The 16871-nt window shown below is 70.9% G+C and carries 18 protein-coding genes and 1 pseudogene; 9 read left to right on the forward strand and 10 right to left on the reverse strand.

The genetic code is table 11. From position 1 onward, the window contains the following. Positions 1-30: 30 nt before the first annotated feature. The 3 genes from IE278_RS06215 to IE278_RS06225 all read right to left on the reverse strand — a co-directional run bounded on the left by IE278_RS06215 (position 31) and on the right by IE278_RS06225 (position 1463). Entirely contained in the window at positions 31-294 is a 264-nt protein-coding gene (locus IE278_RS06215) for a TM2 domain-containing protein (protein WP_107015768.1), read from the reverse strand. 229 nt (positions 295-523) lie between these two features. Continuing rightward, positions 524-916, reverse strand: a complete 393-nt coding sequence (locus tag IE278_RS06220) for a DUF2752 domain-containing protein (RefSeq protein WP_189769571.1) — start codon at positions 914-916, stop codon at positions 524-526. Between the two features lie 10 nt (positions 917-926). Next, positions 927-1463 (reverse strand): TM2 domain-containing protein, encoded by a 537-nt coding sequence (locus IE278_RS06225; protein ID WP_189769573.1) that lies wholly within the window; start codon positions 1461-1463, stop codon positions 927-929. A 207-nt stretch (positions 1464-1670) separates the two neighbouring features. Between IE278_RS06225 and IE278_RS06230 the strand changes: the two genes are divergently transcribed. Both IE278_RS06230 and IE278_RS06235 read left to right on the forward strand, forming a co-directional pair. Then, positions 1671-1865 (forward strand): DUF397 domain-containing protein, encoded by a 195-nt coding sequence (locus IE278_RS06230; RefSeq protein WP_189769575.1) that lies wholly within the window; start codon positions 1671-1673, stop codon positions 1863-1865. Between the two features lie 121 nt (positions 1866-1986). Beyond that, positions 1987-3276 (forward strand): M48 family metallopeptidase, encoded by a 1290-nt coding sequence (locus IE278_RS06235; RefSeq protein WP_189769576.1) that lies wholly within the window; start codon positions 1987-1989, stop codon positions 3274-3276. A gap of 22 nt (positions 3277-3298) precedes the next feature. Here IE278_RS06235 and IE278_RS06240 read toward each other — a convergent pair. Beyond that, positions 3299-3948, reverse strand: a pseudogene (locus tag IE278_RS06240) (Uma2 family endonuclease). A gap of 151 nt (positions 3949-4099) precedes the next feature. On the opposite strand from IE278_RS06240, the gene IE278_RS06245 reads away from it, so the two are divergent. From IE278_RS06245 to IE278_RS06260, 4 genes are all read left to right on the forward strand, one after another. Further along, positions 4100-4510: a VOC family protein gene (locus tag IE278_RS06245; RefSeq protein WP_189769577.1), complete on the forward strand. Its 411-nt coding sequence runs from the start codon at positions 4100-4102 to the stop codon at positions 4508-4510. Positions 4511-4688: 178 nt separating this feature from the next. Next, the gene (locus IE278_RS06250; protein ID WP_107015761.1) at positions 4689-5096 is read left to right on the forward strand and encodes a hypothetical protein; all 408 of its coding nucleotides are present in this window, start codon (positions 4689-4691) and stop codon (positions 5094-5096) included. Further along, positions 5093-5614, forward strand: a complete 522-nt coding sequence (locus IE278_RS06255) for a thiol-disulfide oxidoreductase DCC family protein (protein WP_189769578.1) — start codon at positions 5093-5095, stop codon at positions 5612-5614. Before IE278_RS06250 ends, IE278_RS06255 begins: the two co-directional genes overlap by 4 nt. 91 nt (positions 5615-5705) lie before the next feature. Then, the gene (locus IE278_RS06260; RefSeq protein ID WP_246570079.1) at positions 5706-6461 is read left to right on the forward strand and encodes a TetR/AcrR family transcriptional regulator; all 756 of its coding nucleotides are present in this window, start codon (positions 5706-5708) and stop codon (positions 6459-6461) included. A gap of 32 nt (positions 6462-6493) precedes the next feature. Here the strand turns inward: IE278_RS06260 and IE278_RS06265 are convergent, their stop codons facing one another. Beyond that, on the reverse strand, positions 6494-8932 hold the full coding sequence (locus IE278_RS06265) for an MMPL family transporter (RefSeq protein WP_189769868.1): 2439 nt from the start codon (positions 8930-8932) through the stop codon (positions 6494-6496). Positions 8933-9117: 185 nt separating this feature from the next. Here IE278_RS06265 and IE278_RS06270 point away from each other — a divergent pair, with 185 nt between their 5' ends. Together IE278_RS06270 and IE278_RS06275 are read left to right on the forward strand one after the other, a co-directional pair. Further along, complete coding sequence (locus IE278_RS06270) at positions 9118-9807, forward strand: response regulator transcription factor (protein WP_189769579.1); 690 nt, start codon at positions 9118-9120, stop codon at positions 9805-9807. After that, positions 9807-11246 (forward strand): sensor histidine kinase, encoded by a 1440-nt coding sequence (locus IE278_RS06275; RefSeq protein WP_246570080.1) that lies wholly within the window; start codon positions 9807-9809, stop codon positions 11244-11246. The genes IE278_RS06270 and IE278_RS06275 overlap by 1 nt, the downstream gene beginning before the upstream one ends. A 401-nt stretch (positions 11247-11647) precedes the next feature. Here the strand turns inward: IE278_RS06275 and IE278_RS06280 are convergent, their stop codons facing one another. From IE278_RS06280 to IE278_RS42140, 3 genes are all read right to left on the reverse strand, one after another. After that, complete coding sequence (locus IE278_RS06280; protein ID WP_189769580.1) at positions 11648-12064, reverse strand: ATP-binding protein; 417 nt, start codon at positions 12062-12064, stop codon at positions 11648-11650. 331 nt (positions 12065-12395) lie between these two features. Then, on the reverse strand, positions 12396-13712 hold the full coding sequence (locus IE278_RS06285; protein ID WP_189769581.1) for a metallophosphoesterase: 1317 nt from the start codon (positions 13710-13712) through the stop codon (positions 12396-12398). Between the two features lie 143 nt (positions 13713-13855). Further along, positions 13856-14104: an SCO4848 family membrane protein gene (locus tag IE278_RS42140; protein ID WP_246570007.1), complete on the reverse strand. Its 249-nt coding sequence runs from the start codon at positions 14102-14104 to the stop codon at positions 13856-13858. 151 nt (positions 14105-14255) lie between these two features. On the opposite strand from IE278_RS42140, the gene IE278_RS06290 reads away from it, so the two are divergent. Next, a complete protein-coding gene (locus tag IE278_RS06290; protein WP_373311914.1) occupies positions 14256-15572 on the forward strand; it encodes a D-alanyl-D-alanine carboxypeptidase family protein in 1317 nt (438 codons plus the stop codon). Here the strand turns inward: IE278_RS06290 and IE278_RS06295 are convergent. Then, complete coding sequence (locus IE278_RS06295; protein ID WP_189769583.1) at positions 15526-16458, reverse strand: YihY/virulence factor BrkB family protein; 933 nt, start codon at positions 16456-16458, stop codon at positions 15526-15528. The two genes, IE278_RS06290 and IE278_RS06295, sit on opposite strands and share 47 nt — an antisense overlap. After that, positions 16446-16847, reverse strand: coding sequence for a GtrA family protein (locus IE278_RS06300; protein ID WP_246570083.1), 402 nt, complete (start codon positions 16845-16847; stop codon positions 16446-16448). Before IE278_RS06300 ends, IE278_RS06295 begins: the two co-directional genes overlap by 13 nt. Positions 16848-16871: the final 24 nt, after the last annotated feature.

The raw sequence follows: 16871 nt of genomic DNA on the forward strand, positions 1-16871 counted from the left end.
ACGTCCAACAATCACTTGCGGCGGCCGACCTCAGCCACGCAGCACACGACCCTGCTTGTCCGTGCGGTCGTTGCTGGTGAGGAACAGGATGCCGTCGATCAGCGCCCAGAAGCCCAGGCCACCGCAGGTGAGGAGCTGGGCGACACCCACGCCGACGGAACCGACGTAGAAGCGGCCGATGCCGAGCGTGCCGAGGAAGATCTGCAGGATGCCCGCGACGATCTTCGACTTGTCCGAGTAGGGGCGGCCCTGGGGGTCGACGCCGTACGGGGTGGCAGGGGTGGGGACGGTCATGAGACGTGCTCCTGGATCACTGGATGGCTCTGAATGAGACCGGAGCTGAGGCGGGCCCGCTCCGGAGACAACCAGGAGGGACCCCCGACGGAGACCGCCGAAGATCGCATAACGGCATAGCCGCGTACACGTCATCCCCCCTGTGCCGTGTGAGCGTACGGAGAACAGAGGGGCGGTCGGGAGGGTAAACGTTCTATTGTTCCCATCCCGTGATCAAGTTATGCCTAAATCAGTTCACGATATTGCGAACCACGGCCCACACCACGGCGAGCGACAGCACCAACACCTGCGTACGCGCGCTCAGTTCGGGCTGCCATCGGCGCCCGCGCAGCCCTTCGACCAGCCAGCGCCCCAACAGCGCGAGGGCGAACGGCGAGGCGAGGAGCAGCGCCCTGTTGTCGAGCCAGGCGGCGGCGAACTGACCGTGCATCAGGTCGTACGTCATCCGGGTGCCGCCGCAGGCCGGGCAGAGCAGCCCGGTGATGAACCGGAACGGGCAGCCGGGCAGCACATGGCCGGGCTCGTGCGGGTCGGTGCCGTAGAGATAGCCCGCGCCGAGGGCCCCGGCGACGAGCACCGCGAGGGGTGCCGCCGCCGGGTGCCGCAGCAGTTCCGCGCGCACGGGAGCCGGCTCAGCCGCGCAAGGGGCGGCCCTGGGCGTCCGTGGCGTTGTGTCCCGTCAGCAGCATGATCCCGTCGATGAGGGCCCAGATCCCGAGCCCACCGCAGGTGAAGAGCTGGGCGAGGCCGATGCCGACGCTGCCGATGTAGAACCGCCCGACACCGAGGCTGCCCAGGCAGAGCTGGAGGACACCCGCGATGATCTTCGACTTGTCGGAGTACGGGCGCCCGTAAGGGTCGTAGCCGTAGGGGGCGTTGGGGTCGCCGTTGAAGGTACCGGGAGGGTAGGCGCCGGGCGGGGGATATCCACCGGGCGGCGGGTACCCCGGCCCCTGCTGATACCCGGACTGCGGAGCCCCGTACGGCTGCCCGGGCTGCTGGTACTGCCCGGGGCCCGGCTGCCCGGCCGCGTACGGGTTGGCGTCACCGGGCGGAACGGCACCCGGGTTCGGGTACCCGTAACCGGGCGGGGTGTCCCCGGAGTTCGGATAGCCGTAGCCGGGCGGCTGGTTAGGTGGCTGCTGCGGCTGAGACGGCTGCTCGCTCACGGTGACTGCTCCTGAGGAGGGGTGAAGTATGAAAAGAATCAGGTCAGGACATCTTGCCGGAGAGCACGGTGGATAGAGAAGCCGGTTAGGCCGTGGTCTCGCAACGAATGCGGCAAGTGTCGCGCACAAGCCCCACCCATCCCTACGCACCCGGGGTACGCCACTTGAACTGACGGTATGCCAGACACGGACGCGAAAGGACCCGTCATGACCGAACTCCGCTGGCAGAAGTCCTCGTTCAGCAGCGAGGCCAGCAACTGCCTGGAACTCGCCACCGCCCCCGACGGAACCCTCCAGCTCCGCGAATCCGACGACCCGGCAACCACGATCGCCGTCCCCCTCGCGGGCTTCCGCTCTCTGTTGACCGCGGTCCGGCAGGAGATAGCCGGGCGCCGCCCCTGAGCACGCTCAGCCGCTCGGATCGCGTACCCCGGAAGCCGTCGTCAAGGTGCGGAATGATCTGCTGTGGCAGGTCAAGGACGGAGCGGCCTCTGGGGAGGGGCCGGGGAGAGGGAGGCGTCGCGTGAGTACCAGCGTCGGGACCGTGGGAGAGACAACTCAGCCGTGTCCGCAGTGCGGGGCCGAGATCCGGGTGGACGGGCGGTTCACCACCTGGTGTGCCGGGTGTGACTGGAACGTGGATCCGGAGCAGCCCGGTGAGGAACCGGGCCGCCTGGAGAGACGGCGGCGAAGACTCGCCCGCCGTCACGGCGAGCGGCTGGCCGCCGAGGTCGCCGCCGGAGAGACGCTGCGCCCGCGCCGCGACTTCGCGGGCCTCGCGGCCTACCTGATCGCGCTCGCCGTGCACGGAGTCACCGCCGCGCTGGCCGTCGGCGCGGTGTGGTTCCTCGTCACCGGGTGGGGCGGCGCCGGGATGTTCCTCGGCGCGGTCCTCGGCCTGTTGGCCTGGACCCTGCGGCCGCGGTTCTCCGAACTGCCCGACGATCAGCCCCTCCTCACCCGCACCGACGCGCCCGCGCTCTTCGCGCTGATCGACGAGGTCGCCGTCGTCGCGGGTACCCGGGGCGTGGACACGGTCGCCGCCGGCAGCGAGCTGAACGCGAGCGTGACGACGTACGGGATACGCGGTCGCCGGCTGCTGACGATCGGCGTGCCGCTCTGGGAGATCCTCACCCCGCAGGAACGGATCGCCCTGCTCGGCCACGAACTCGGCCACTACAGCAACGGCGACACCCGGCACGGGCTGATCATCGGCAACGCGCTCCGCTCCCTCACCACCTGGCGCTACTACGTCGACCCGACCCCGAACCCGACGCTCGTGGAGGCGTTCGTCAACCTGGTGTTCCTTCTGCCGCGCGCCCTGCTCCAGGGACTGCTGATGCTGCTGGACCGGTTGACCCTGCGGGCCACGCAGCGCGCCGAGTACCTCGCCGACTCGATGGCCGCCCGCGCCGGGTCCACCGACGCGGCGGCGGCGGTCATGAACCGCTTCCTCGTCCTCGACTCGGCCGAGACCATGCTGCGGCGGGAAGCCAACGCCCAGCAGGTCAGCAGGCGTGGCACGGCGGACCGGGAACCCTGGCTGGGGCTGTGGGAACGCCTGAGCGCGCACATGGCCTCCGTCCCGGAGAGCGAGTACGAACGTCAGCGCCGTGCGGCGGCCCTCCGCGGCCACAGCGTCGACACGACCCACCCCCCGACCCACCTGCGCCGCCAGTGCCTGCTCACCGTCCCACCCCTCCCGGCGACCGTGACGACGGACGACGGCACGGAGTCCCGAATCGCCGCCGAACTGGCCGCCCCGGCCAGGACCGTGGCCCAGCGCGTCGTCAAGCACGGGCTCGGCCACTAGCCGGAGACCCGGCCTCCGGCGGTCAGCCGCGTGCCGTGTCCCCGGAAGTGCCCCGGCGTCGGCCTACCGCCGTGAAATCGATCTCGATGTCGAAGGGTGCCGTGGTCTTGAGGCGGTCGTGGAAGATGCCGGTGAGCCCGTAGGACTTCGTGGCGGGGTCGAGTTCGTACACGTAGACGACGGGAAGCCCTTTCTCCTCGTCCTTCTCGACCCGCCAGAAATGCGGCACCCCGGCTTCCGCGTACTTGCGGGGCTTGACCTCGCGGTCCCGCTCACGGGAGTCGGGAGACACGACCTCGACCGCCAGGAGGACATCCTGCGGTCGATACCAGGTCTGGTCCGTCCCGGTCACCTCTGATGCCTCGAAAACCAGGATGCCCGGCTCCGGCCGGTTCTTCGAATCAAGCTTGATCGTCATCTCTCGGTCGACGTCCAAGCGATCCGGCGCCTGATCCAGAAGGGCGTTGTCCAACAGACGCATCGTGCGTGAGTGGAAACGAGTCTGCGGACTCACAAAAACCAGGCTCCCGTCGATCAACTCCGTGTGCGGCGGGAGGCCCGGAATCCGGTCGAGATCGTCCGCGGTCCAACCCTCCGGGGGCGGGATCGGCCAGCGGTACTCAGGCTCGTCGTCGAGCCCGTTCTCGAAGCGGCGCTCATCATTGCTCCCATGGGACGGAGTCTCGCCTGTGGGTTCAACGTACCCAGGGGCAATGACAGCGCGCTCAGCCGAACGAGTGACCGAGGCGCCACACGGGTGACCGTCCCGTCCCCGCCCCGCCGCCTCCCCCGTAGCCCCCACCCCAGCACCTAATCTGACGACATGTCAGACGAAGAGTCGTACGACCTGCTCGGATTCGACAACGTCCTCCTCCCCGTCGGCAATCTCGACGAGGCCGTGGACTTCTACCGGCGGGCCGGGTTCACCGTCGGGTTCCGGCTCGACGAGGCCGGGATCGCCGTGCTGAAGGTCGGCAAGGAGACGCCCGGCGTGCTGCTGCGCCTGGAGCACGAGCTCGGGCACCGGCCGCCCTCCTGGGCGTGCCCCCGGGTGTGGCTGGAGGTGCGGGACGCCAGGCAGACCGCCGACACCCTCGCCGCCGCGGGCGTCCAGCCCCTCGACGCGCCCCTGTCCGTGGCCACCGGCTGGACCGTCGAGGTCGCCGACCCCTGGGGCAACGTCATCGGCTTCACCGACTACACCAAGCGGCCGGAGCTGGCCCGCACCGGCTGAGGCCCGGCCCGCGCCACTCCACCCCACGCGCCACTCCACCACCACCCCTGAGCCGCACGTCACACCCGTCCCCCCGAAGTGCCGCTTGAACGTGTTCAAAAACAGGTCTACATTCTCTCTCGACAGCCTTTTGAACACGTTCAAGAAGGCAAGGAAGCAGTCGAGAAGGGGCGGGGACATGGACCTCACGGTCGTTGCGTATGTCATATATCTGCTGATCAGCGTCGCGCTGACGGTCTGGGTGGCGCGGACGCTCAGCCACAACGGGCGCATCTTCCTGGCCGACGTACTCCAGGGGAACGAAAAACTCGCGGACGCCGTCAACCACCTCCTGGTGGTCGGCTTCTACCTGGTGAACCTCGGCTTCGTAGCGCTCTATCTGAACCAGGACGACGAGATCGCCGACGCCCGCGGGGTCTTCGAGGCCCTGTCGACCAAGCTCGGCGTGGTGCTCCTGGTCCTCGGCGCCATGCACCTGGGGAACGTGTACGTGCTCAACAAGATCCGCCGCCGGGGCGTCATGGAGCGCGAGCAGCAGCCACCCGTGCCGCCGCAGGGCTGGGTCGCGCCGGCGGGCAGGGCGTGACCCCGGTGGCAACCGCCGCCGGCCCGGACCGGGACGCCGCACGCGTCCCGGTCCGCGGGCTCACCGTCCTGTACGACGCCGAGTGCTCGCTCTGCGCCTTCCTGCGCGACTGGCTCGTACGGCAGCGGCAGTTGGTACCCCTGGAGCTGGTGGCCGCCGGCTCGGAGGAGGCCAGGCGCCGCTACCCCGGGCTCGACCACGGCGCGACGCTCGACGAGATCACCGTGATCGGGGACGCGGGCCAGGTCTACCGGGGAACCGCCGCCTGGGTCGTCACCCTGTGGGCGCTCGCCGACCACCGCCCGACGGCCCACCGGCTGAGCACCCCGGCCGGGGCCCGTCTGGCGCGGGGCGTGGTGCTCGCCGCCGCCAAGTGGCGCGAGGGACAACGGGCCCGCCGGGAGGGGTACTGGGGCGGGGGCGCGTACACCGCGGCCGACGGATGGTCGTACGTCCCGGCCCTGGGCTGGACCTGGAACCCGCCCGCCTGCGACGGCGGCACCTGTCCGCCTCGTTAGGCTCTGTCCCGTGCCAGCAGCGAACGACAGTGCCCCCAGCCCGGACGGCCCCGCGGTGCCCGAGGGCGCCGCCGTGCCCGAAGGCCGCGCCGTGCCCGCGGGCGCCGCCGTGCCCGAGGGCCCCGGCGCCCCGCGCACGCCCGCCAAGAGCGAGCAGACCCGGGCCCTGATCCTGGAGACGGCCATGCGCCTGTTCCAGGAACGGGGTTACGAGAAGACGACGATGCGGGCCATCGCCAAGGAGGCCGGGGTCTCCGTAGGCAACGCCTACTACTACTTCGCGGGCAAGGAGCACCTGATCCAGGGCTTCTACGACCGCATGGCCGTGGAGCACCGGGCGGCGGTCCGTGAGGTCCTGGACCACGAGAGGGACCTGGAGAAGCGGATCGCCGGGGTCCTGAAGGCGTGGCTGGACGTGGCGACGCCGTACCACGAGTTCGCGGTGCAGTTCTTCAAGAACGCCGCCGACCCGGACAGCCCGCTCAGCCCGTTCTCCCCCGAGTCGGAGCACGCGCGCGTGGAGGCCATCGGCGTCTGCGGCGAGGTGCTCAGCGGCTCGAAGGCGAAGATCCCGGAGGAGCTGCGGGAGGTCCTTCCCGAGCTGCTGTGGCTCTCCCAGATGGGTCTGGTCCTGTACTGGATCTTCGACCGCACTGAGGGCCGCGAGCGCAGCTACCGCCTCGCCGAACGCGGCGCCCGCCTCACCTCGCTCGGTGTCTCCCTGGCCCGGTTCCGCGTGCTGCGGCCCCTGGTCCGCGAGGTGCACGAACTGTTCACGGACTTCCTGCCGGGGATGACGAACGCTCTGCCCGATCCCGCCAAACCCGCCAGGAAGTCCACGAAGTAGCCGCTGAACAGCGCCTTTTCAGCGCCTCGCGGTCAGTTCACCGCGTCCACCTCGTCCTCCGCCAGCTCCACGTCGTACACCAGCGGTTCCGTGCCGACCACCACATGGCGGGCCTTCGAGGGGTGCTCCTGGGCCGTCACGGCCAGCAGGTACGAGCCCGCGGACGGGACCGAGACGATGTACGAGCCGTCGGCCAGCGAGGTCACCCGGTCGAGCTGACGGCCGCCCTTGGAGAGCAGGGTCAGCGTGGCGCCCTCGACGGGCGCGCCGTCCGGGGTGCGGACGAAGCCGTGGATCACGGTGGAGCCGCCACCCCCGGCCGCCTCGCCGTCGGGCACGCGCGCGTGGGGCTCGGAAACGGTCTCCTCCCGGGGCTCGACCGCCAGGTGCGGCAGCCGCTTCTCCAGGCCCGCGGGCAGCCACCAGTTGGAGTTGCCCAACAGGTGCATCGCGGCCGGCACCAGGGCCGTACGCAGGATGAACGCGTCCAGGGCGACCGCAGCCGCGAGCCCGATGCCCGCCATCGCGCCCTCCATGTCACCGCTGAGCACGAACGCGGAGAACACGCAGATCATGATCAGGGCCGCGCAGTTGATGACCCGGCTGGTCTCGGCGAGGCCGACCCGGACCGCGCGCGCGTTGTCCTTGGTGTGCACCCATTCCTCGTGCATCCGGCTCACCAGGAACACCTGGTAGTCCATCGAGAGCCCGAAGAGCAGCGACAGCATGATGACCGGCAGGAACGCGGTGATCGGCCCCTCCTTGCCGATGCCGAGGAGTTCCGTGCCCCAGCCCCACTGGAAGATCGCGACGAGCACTCCGAAGGAGGCGGCTGCCGCGATGAGGTTCATCAGGGCGGCCGTCAGCGGCACCACCAGGGAGCGGAAGGCCACCATCAGGAGCAGGAAGCCGAGCGTGATGATCGCCGCGACGAAGTAGGGCAGCCGGTCCCCCGTGACGGCCGCGAAGTCCTTGAAGACGGCGGTCACCCCGCCCACATGGGCCTCGGTCCCGGACGCCGGGATCACGTCGTCGCGCAGCCGGTCGATGAGCTGGTCGGTCTTCTCGGACTGCGGTGACGTGGTGGGTACGACCTGGATGACCGTGACGTCCCGGGCGGGCGGCGCGGCGGCGACCCGGGCGACCCCGTCGGTGGAGCGGATGGTCGAGACGAGGGCGGTCGTCTGCGCCTCGTCCCCGCCGTCCACGACGACCTGGAGCGGCCCGTTGAAGCCGGGGCCGAACCCTTCGGCGAGCAGGTCGTACGCCTGCCGGGTGGTCGTGGAGTCCTGGTGGTTGCCCTGGTCGGTGGCGCCGAGCCGGATCGACAGGACCGGCAGCGCGAGGACCAGCATCACGAGCAGCGCCCCGGCGGCGATCGACCGCGGCCGCTTCTGCACGTACGCGGACCAGCGGGCGGCGAGTCCGCTCGCCTCCTCCGACTCCGGTCCCTCGGCGGCGAGCCTGCGGCGCTGCTTGCGGCTGAGTACCCGCATGCCGAGCAGGCCGAGGAGCGCGGGCAGCAGGGTCGTCGCGGCGAGCACGCTCAGCACGACCGTCAGCGAGGTCGCGACGACCACGCCGTCCAGGAAGCGCATGTTCATCACGAGCATCCCGGCGAGCGCGATGCACACGGTCCCGCCGGCGAACAGCACGGCACGGCCGGAGGTGTTGAGGGCCGTGACGGCGGACTCCTCGGGCTCCATCCCGCGCAGGATGCCCCGCCGGTGCCGCGTCACGATGAACAGGGCGTAGTCGATGCCGACGCCCAGGCCGATCAGCGAGCCGAGCAGCGGCGCCACTTCGGGCACGTCGGTGACATGGCTGAGCAGCGAGGTCGCCATCAGGCCGGTGCCGAGGGCCGCGATCGCGACGACGAGGGGCAGCAGCATCGCGAAGAGCGAGCCGAAGGCGAGGAAGAGGACGACCGCCGCGGCCAGGATGCCGACCATCTCGGCGATGCCGGTGGGCGGTTCCTGGGTGCGGGTGATCGCCTGGCCGCCCAGCTCCACCTGGAGCCCGGCGCGTTCGGCGTCCTGTGCCGTCTCGACGACGTCCTCCACGAGGGCCTTCGGCACGCCGTTGGCCTGCTCGGTGAAGGTGATCTGGGCGTACGCGATCCGCCCGTTCCCGCTGATCTGCGCGGCCCCCTCGGCGGCGTACGGGCTGCTGACCTCGCCGACGCCCTTCATGCGCCCGATCTCTTCGAGGGCGGGCTCGATGCGGGAGCGTACGGACGCGTCCTTCGCCGTCCCCTCGTCGACCTTCCACACCACCGTGTCGGTGTCGCCCGACCGCTCCGGGAAGGCCTTCTCCATCAGGTCGTACGCGCGCGTGGAGTCCGTGTTCGGAAGGGTGAAGGTGTCCGCGTAGTTCGTGCCCGCGGCGGAGCCCGCGAAGCCCAGCCCCAACAACGCCCCCACCCACAGAATCAGGACCACCAGCCGGTGCCGATAGCACCACCGTGCCAATGTCGTCACGCCTCAACGCCCCTTAGTCGCTCGGTTGTTCATCCGGTCGATCGGTTGGTCCCCCAGGTCCTGCGGCACAGCATCGGGCGCGGCGCGGGCCGTGGGACATGACCTGGCCATGACTCACAAGGAACTCCAAAGGGAGAGCCGGTCCCGTTGTCGGTGGTCGCGCCGATACTGGGGGCATGACCGCTCACGAGGGGGCGACCGTGCTGGTCGTCGAGGACGAGCCGAGCATCGCGGACGTCCTGACCATCGCCCTGCGCTACCACCGCTTCGAGGTGATGACGGCCGGTACCGTCCGCCAGGCGCTGACCATGGCCGAGCGCACACGCCCGGACGCGGCGCTCCTCGACGTGATGCTCCCGGACGGCGACGGCCGGGCGCTGGGCCGCGAACTGCGGGTCAGACAGCCCGATCTGGCCGTGGTGTTCCTCACCGCGCGCGACGCGCCCACGGAGATCGTCGGCGCGCTCTCCTTCGGCGACGACTACATCACCAAGCCGTTCAACATCGACGAGGTGATCGCCCGTATCACCGCCGTGCTGCGCCGCACCCGCCCCGCCGACGTCCTGCCCGAGCGCCCACCGCTGCGCTACGGCGACCTGGAGCTGGACGAGACGACGTACTCGGTGCACCGCGCGGGCCGCACGGTCGAGCTGACCCCCACCGAGTACGCGCTGCTGCGCTTCCTCGTGCGCAACGGCGGCCGGATCGTGCCCAAGGAGCAGCTGCTGCGGCACGTCTGGCAGTACGAGCACCCGGCCGAGTCGACCGTCGTGGAGACGTACATCAGCTATCTGCGGCGCAAGCTCGACGCCCTGGGCGCCCCGGTGATCACGACCCGGCGCGGCGTCGGATACGGGCTCGCGTGATCCTCCGGCGCTGCCGCGGGCACGGTATCCACTCCCTGCGCGGCAAGCTGACGGTCGCCAATGTGGCGCTGCTGGCGCTCGGCATCGTCGTGGCGACGGCGGTGAGTCTGATGGGCATGCGGTACTACCTGCTGGACCAGGTCGACTCGGGGCTGCTCAGGATGCGGGACTCGCTGGAGAGTACGCAGCTGACCGCGCGGCAGATCGACTCGCTGAGCGCGCTGGCCTTCGTCCGGGAGGGGCGGGCGCCGGAGTCGCAGGGCCCGCCGGACGCGGACTCGCTGTTCGCGGTGGTCGACTCCGAGGGCCGGGCCCTCACCCTCGGCACGTTCGAGCCGACCCCGAACCAGCGCGCGCTCGCCTCGGCGGTGGACGATCCCCGGGCGCTCACCGGTGACGCGGACCCGCGCGACGTGACGGTGGACGGTTCGCCGTTCCGGGTGGTCGGTGCCTCCCTGCCCGACGGGTCGGTGATCCTGGTCGCCGGTTCGACCGACGCGCTGCACAAGGGCATGGCCAAGGCCCTCAAGCTGGATCTGTTCTTCGGGGTGCTGCTGCTGGCGCTGCTCGCCGTCCTGACGATGCTGAGCGTGAGACGGCGGCTGCGGCCGCTGGAGGACATGGTGGAGACGTCGTCGGCGATCGCCGAGGGGGATCTGGCGCGCCGGGTGCCGTCCAGCCACCACCCCACCCAGGAGGTCGAGCAGTTGCGGCTCGCCCTCAACTCGATGCTCCAGCAGGTGGAGGTGGCGTACCGGACGCGTGAGCGCAGCGCGGCCCAGCTGCGGCGGTTCGTCGCGGACGCCTCGCACGAGCTGCGTACACCGCTGTCGGCGATACGCGGCTATCTCCAGCTGTACGACAAGGGCATGCTGCGGGAGCCAGCCGAGCGCAAGCGTGCCTGGGACCGGATGACCGGGGAGGCCGACCGGATGGGCCGCCTGGTCGACGAACTGCTCACCCTGGCCCGCCTCGACCAGCAGCCCGAACTGCGGTTCCGGAACGTCGACCTGAGCCGTCTGGTGCGGGACGCGGCGGAGGATCTGCGGGCCCAGCAGCCCGGCCGCCCGGTGTCGGTGAGCGCCGAGGGGGCCCTCCTCGTACGGGCGGACGAGTCGGGCCTGCGGCAGGTGCTGGGCAATCTCGTGGCGAACGTACGCACGCACACGCCCGCGGATGTCGCCGTCGCCCTCGATCTGGAGCGGGTCGACGGGGTGGTGCGGGTGCGGGTCGCCGACGAGGGGCCGGGCCTCGCGGAGGAGGACGCGGCCCGCATCTTCGACCGGTTCTTCCGGGCGGGCGGGGGTGCGGGCAGTGGCCTGGGCATGGCCATCGTGCAGGGAGTGGCTGCCGCACACGGGGGTGAGGTGACGGTACGCACGTCGCCGGGCGCGGGCCTGGAGGTGACGGTCACGCTGCCCTCCGGGCTGTGCGGGTGAGTCTTTCCGGGGCGGATCCAATAGGTGCGTCACGAGGGCGTGCCCGGTCGGGGTGGGCCGCGCAGTTCCCCGTGCCCCTGAAGGCCGCCTACGGCGCCTCCAGGGGCACGCTTCCAGCCACCCGAGAAACACCACGCCCGACCGCCCCCAAGGGGCACGAGGAACGGCACCGCCCACCCCCACCGCCCCCTAAGGGGCGCGGGGAACTGCGCGGCCAGCCCTCACAGGGCCGCACAATGACAACGGGCCAAGCCCACAAAGGGGCGCGGGGAACTGCGCACGGCCCACCCCCACCGACCCGCACAATCACAACAGGCCCAGAGCCCACAAAGGGGCGCGGGGAACTGCGCGGCCGGCCCTCGCCGGGGTCGCAGGTCAGAGGCGGCGGGACGGCCGCGGCGCTAGCTCGTGGCCGGGGTCGGCGCCGGGACGAGCGCCCAGACCGTCTTGCCGTGGCGGCCCCGACTCCACACCCCCCACGCGGTCGTCAGGCTCTCGACCAACCGCAACCCCCGCCCCGACTCCTCCTCGTACTCCCCGACCGCCCGCAACCGCGGCTGCACAGCACTCTCGTCGGAGACCTCGATGAGACACGACCCGTCCGCGAGCGTCGTCACCGCGACCTCGAACTCCCGCTCGAGCAGCGGCGCGTGCCGCACCGCGTTCGTCGCCAGTTCGGACACGAGCAGCACCACGTCCTCGAACGCCTGCTCCCCCGAACTGTGCCCCCAGTTCGACAGATGGTCACGCACCCGGCGCCGCGCGAGCCCGACGGAAGCCGGGTGCCGGGGCAGCCGGAAGGAGTTGCGTCTCAACACGTTTGCTCCTCACCCCGCGCACGCCTCCGTCACATCATGCTGCGTGACGCAAGCCCGATGCGTCACTCGCGCAATTGCAACCCTGCATGAACGCGACAGGCGGTCGACGGGCCGTTCCCGTCGGGGCTCCACAACCGGAAGGCCCCGTGCCGTCCGACGGGTACCCCGACCACCCGTGTCGGCACTGCTCAGCCGGTGATTCGCACCCCGCCGCGGCCCGCGGAAAGGCACCGCACACATGGCGGTTCACCGGTTCCTGTGAAGGTTCCCGTCCGTACGGCCGCGACCGGCGCCCCGCCGACTGGCCAGAATCGGCTGGTCGACGGCCCCGTCAGGCCTGCCTGGAGGCCAGCTCCACGACCGTGATGTCGGACGGCGCCCCCACCCGGGTCGGCGGCCCCCACGCGCCGGCGCCCCGCGACACGTACAACTGCGTGTCCCCGTAGCGCTCCAGACCGGCGAGGGTCGGATTGGCGAGGTCCGCGATGAAGTTGCCGGGCCACAACTGCCCGCCGTGGGTGTGCCCGGAGAGCTGGAGGTCCACCCCGTGGTCCACGGCGTCATGGATCTGTACGGGCTGGTGGGCGAGCAGGACACACGCCCGGCCCCGGTCCCGGTCCCCGAGGGCCTTGGCGAAGTCTGGGCCCTGCCCCTCGTCCTCCCCGGCGATGTCGTTGACCCCGGCGAGATCGAAGTGGGCCAGCTCGGTGCGCACGTTCTCCAGCGGGTTCAGCCCCAGTTCACGGACGCGCGCGACCCACTCCTCGGCCCCGGAGAAGTACTCGTGGTTCCCGGTGACGAAGAACGCCCCGTGCCGTGCCCTCAGTTGCGCGAGCGGCGCCGCGGCGGGCCCGAGGTCCTTCACGCTGCCGTCGACGAGGTCGCCCACGACCGCGATCAGGTCGGGCTGCGTCGAGTTGATCGTGTCGACGACCTTCTGCGCGAACCCGCGTCCCAGTACGGGCCCGAGGTGGATGTCGCTGACGACGGCGATCCGGTACCCGTGGGCGGCCCTCGGGAGCTTGGCCAGCGGCACGGTGACCCGCTTCACCTTGGGCCCGCTCACGACGCCGTACGTCCCGTACCCCACGGTGCCCACGGCGGCGGCCGCCGCGGCCCCGCCCACGACACGCGAGATGAGGAGCCGGCGCGAGGGACCGGCGGGGGTGGGCGCGGGCGCCTCCGCCGACGCCGGCGCCGACGCCTCGGAGGCCCGCCCGGCCTCCCCGGCCGCGCGCGCTCCCGCCGGGACATGCGCGGCCTCGCGCACGTCCGCCGGTGCGGGCTCAGGCTCGGTCACCGGCTCCGGCTCGGTCGCGGGCGCCGTACGCCGGTCCAGAGCCCTCCGCAGCAGCGGCCGTACGGCCTCGCCGACCAGCAGCGCCAGCAGGAGGTAGATCGACAGCGCCATCCACAGGAAGCCGGGCCAGGCCAGCACCTGCTGCAGCCAGAACGGCGCACCCGTCTGCTCGGACGTGATCGCCGCGAACATGAGCACCGGCCCGCCGACGAGCACGGCCGTGCCCACGCGCCGGGACACCCCGGGCCGCGCTGTCGTGTCACGCACCAGCCGGCGCCACAGGTACCAGTGCAGCCCCCCGAACACGGCCAGGGCCAGAACTACGACCACGACGAACACGATGACCACGCGACGGCTCTCCCGTTATGACGTTGTGCGATACGGCGATACGGCGTTGTGCCGATGCGGCGTTGGCTGTTGTGGCGTTGGGCTCTGTTGTGCCGTGACGCCCGTGCTGCGCTACGACTGTCCGGCGTCACGCCTGTGCGGCGTCACGACGGCGGCGTGCCGCGCAAGGCTCGCACCCCGCGCAACCCGATGCCCCCGACAACCGTCCCCAAGACAAAGGAGACAACGGCGAGCGTCAGGTGCACCCAGAAGTACCCGGTCGGATCGCCCGCGTCGTCGAAGGCGAGCCCGCTGCCGTCCTTCCAGAGATTTTTGATGAAAGTGACCCAGATGACCCAGCTCCACACCCCGAAGGCGAGCAGGAACCAGGAGACGGGACGGCTGAGCTTCATGCGTTCAGTATCGCCGTCCTCGAACGGAACCGGCGCCCGGGGTGGGTCCGGCCACGGCACCCGGCACGGTGGCGGAAAAGCCCCTGCCGGAAAGGGCCCTGGCGAGGAGGCCCCTGCGACTTCCCGCCCTACGCCATGTACGTTCTCGACCGTGCCCGCCATGAGAAAGACCGCCAAGCCGTCCTTGCTGGTCACTTCCGCCACCCTGTTGTCGTTCTCGCTCGCGCTCACGGCGACCGCCAGCGCGCCCGCCACCGCAGCGGCGGCCGCCTTCGCGGCGGACAAGCCGAAGCCGTCCCCGTCGGCCACTCCCTCGGCGACACCGCCGGCGGACATGTCGTCCGTGGGCGGCGCCCTGCTCGCGCAGCCGGGGACCCAGGCGAACCTCGGCACCGGCGCGCCGGTCCTGCCGAAGGATCTGAGCGCCCGCTCCTGGATCGTCGCGGACGCCGAGTCCGGCGATGTCCTGGCCTCCCACAACGCGCACTGGCGGCTGCCCCCGGCGAGCACTCTGAAGATGCTGTTCGCCGACACCCTGCTGCCCAAGTTCCCCAAGAAGCAGAAGCACAAGGTGGCCCCGTCCGACCTCGCGGGCATCGGTTCGGGTTCCAGCATGGTGGGCGTCAAGGAGGACGAGACGTACACGGTCCACGATCTGTGGCTCGGCGTCTTCCTTCGCTCCGGCAACGACGCCGTGCACGTCCTGTCCGCGATGAACGGCGGCGTCGACCAGACCGTCAAGGACATGAACGCGCGCGCCGAGGAGCTCCAGGCGCTCGACACGAACGTGGTCAGCCCGGACGGCTACGACGAGAAGCGCCAGGTGTCGTCGGCGTACGACCTGACCCTGTTCGCCCGCTCCGGCCTGCAGAACGAGGACTTCCGCGAGTACTGCTCGACGGTCCGCGCGAAGTTCCCCGGCGAGACGAAGAAGAACAAGAAGGGCAAGACGACCCGCGGCACCTTCGAGATCCAGAACACCAACCGGCTGCTGACCGGCGACTACGGCCTGGACGCCTATCAGGGCATTGCGGGTGTGAAGAACGGCAACACCACGAACGCGGGCGCGACCTTCACCGGGGTCGCCGAGCGGGACGGCAGGGTCCTGCTCGTCACGGTCATGAACCCGGAGAAGCAGGAGCACGACCAGGTCTACAAGGAGACCGCCGAACTCCTCGACTGGGGTTTCAAGGCTTCCGGCAAGGTCTCCCCGGTGGGCGAGCTGGTGCCGCCGAAGAGCGCGGACACGGGCGCGCAGCCGGGCGCGAACGCCTCCGGTGAGGCGGGCGGTTCGGGTGACGGCGCGGCCTCGTCGAAGCCGGTCGCGGCCTCCTCGGAGCAGGGCGGTTCGGGTGGTGTCGGCATCGCCCTGGCGATCACCGGCGGCGTTCTCGCCCTGCTCGCCGCCGGCGTGTTCCTGATCAACCGCCGCTGGCCGCTGCCGGAGCTGATGCGTCGCCGCCGCTGAGTTCCGCCGAGTCGTCCGTCCCGGCCGGCTCGGGCGTCTCCTTGTGCTCCGTCGCCGTCCAGGCCGCGCAGAAGAGCAGCAGCTTGGACGTGAAGTTGATCCACAGCAGCAGGGCGACGGGCACCCCGAACGCCCCGTACATGCTCTTCGCCGCGACTCCCTGGATATAGCCGCTGAGCAGCAGTTTCAGCAGTTCGAACCCGGCGGCGCCGATCAGCGCGGCGACGACGAGGCGGCGCCGCTCCGGCTGGACACCGGGGAGCAGCGTCAGTAGGTACAGGAGCAGCAGGAAGGCGGCGAGGACGGCCACGGCGAACGCGGCCACCCTCAGCAGCACCCCGCCCCAGCCGCCCTCGTCGATCCCGAGCTGCCGGGTGGTCCAGCCCACGGCGGTCGACGCGAGGGTGGAGGCGGCGATCGTGACGAGTGCGGCGCCGCCGAGGCCGACGAGTACGCCGCCGTCCACGAGCTTGCGCAGGATCGGGTTCTCCTCCTCGTCCGGCAGCTCCCAGACGGCGCGCAGGCACTCGCGCATCGAGCCGACCCAGCCGATGCCGGTGAAGAGCAGCAGGGCGCCCGCGATGAGTCCGACCGTGCCGGCGTTCTCGACGAGAGCGCCGATGTCGAGCTGTTCGGCGATACCGGGGATCTGCTCGGTGATCTTGTCCTCGAGCGTCCGCACCCCCTTCTCGTCGAGGGTCGCGGCGGCGATCGCGGCGGCCACGGTGATCAGCGGGAAGAGCGCGATGAAGCTGATGAAGGTCATCGCCGCGGCGAGCCGCGTCCACTTCACCCGGTCCAGTCGTTCGTACGAGCGCCAGGCGTGCGTGAGCATCAGCCGTGCGACCAACGGGCCCACTACGGGGAGCTTTTTCAGCCAGTCCATGATCCGACTCTGCCCTCGCCTCGGAAAACCAATGTCCTGGTACCCCAAAAGCGCAGGACCGTAGCGAGCGCCATACCGATCCCCGCGCCCGACACGGTGTCCGCGCGCGGGGAGGTGAACCCGAGGCCGTAGTGGCTGACGAGGATGCACAGCAGCTGCACCAGGGCTCCCGCGATGTTCACCCCGAAGAAGATCCCGTACTGGAGCAGGCCCGGGGTCGTGTGCCGGTACGTGCCCAGCGCGTTGCCCGCGTACGCGACCGAGCAGCCCGCCACGAACGACAGGGCCTTGGCGGTCAGCGGATCGAGCCCTGCCGGGCCGCGCAGCCAGAGGAAGAGGGCGAGGTCGGCGGCGTACGCGACCAGTCCCGCGGCGGCGAAGCCGAGCAGTTCCCGGCGTTGCGGCCGACGCGC

It is taken from the genome of Streptomyces tauricus (assembly GCF_014650955.1).
GTDB classification, from domain to species: Bacteria; Actinomycetota; Actinomycetes; order Streptomycetales; family Streptomycetaceae; genus Streptomyces; species Streptomyces tauricus.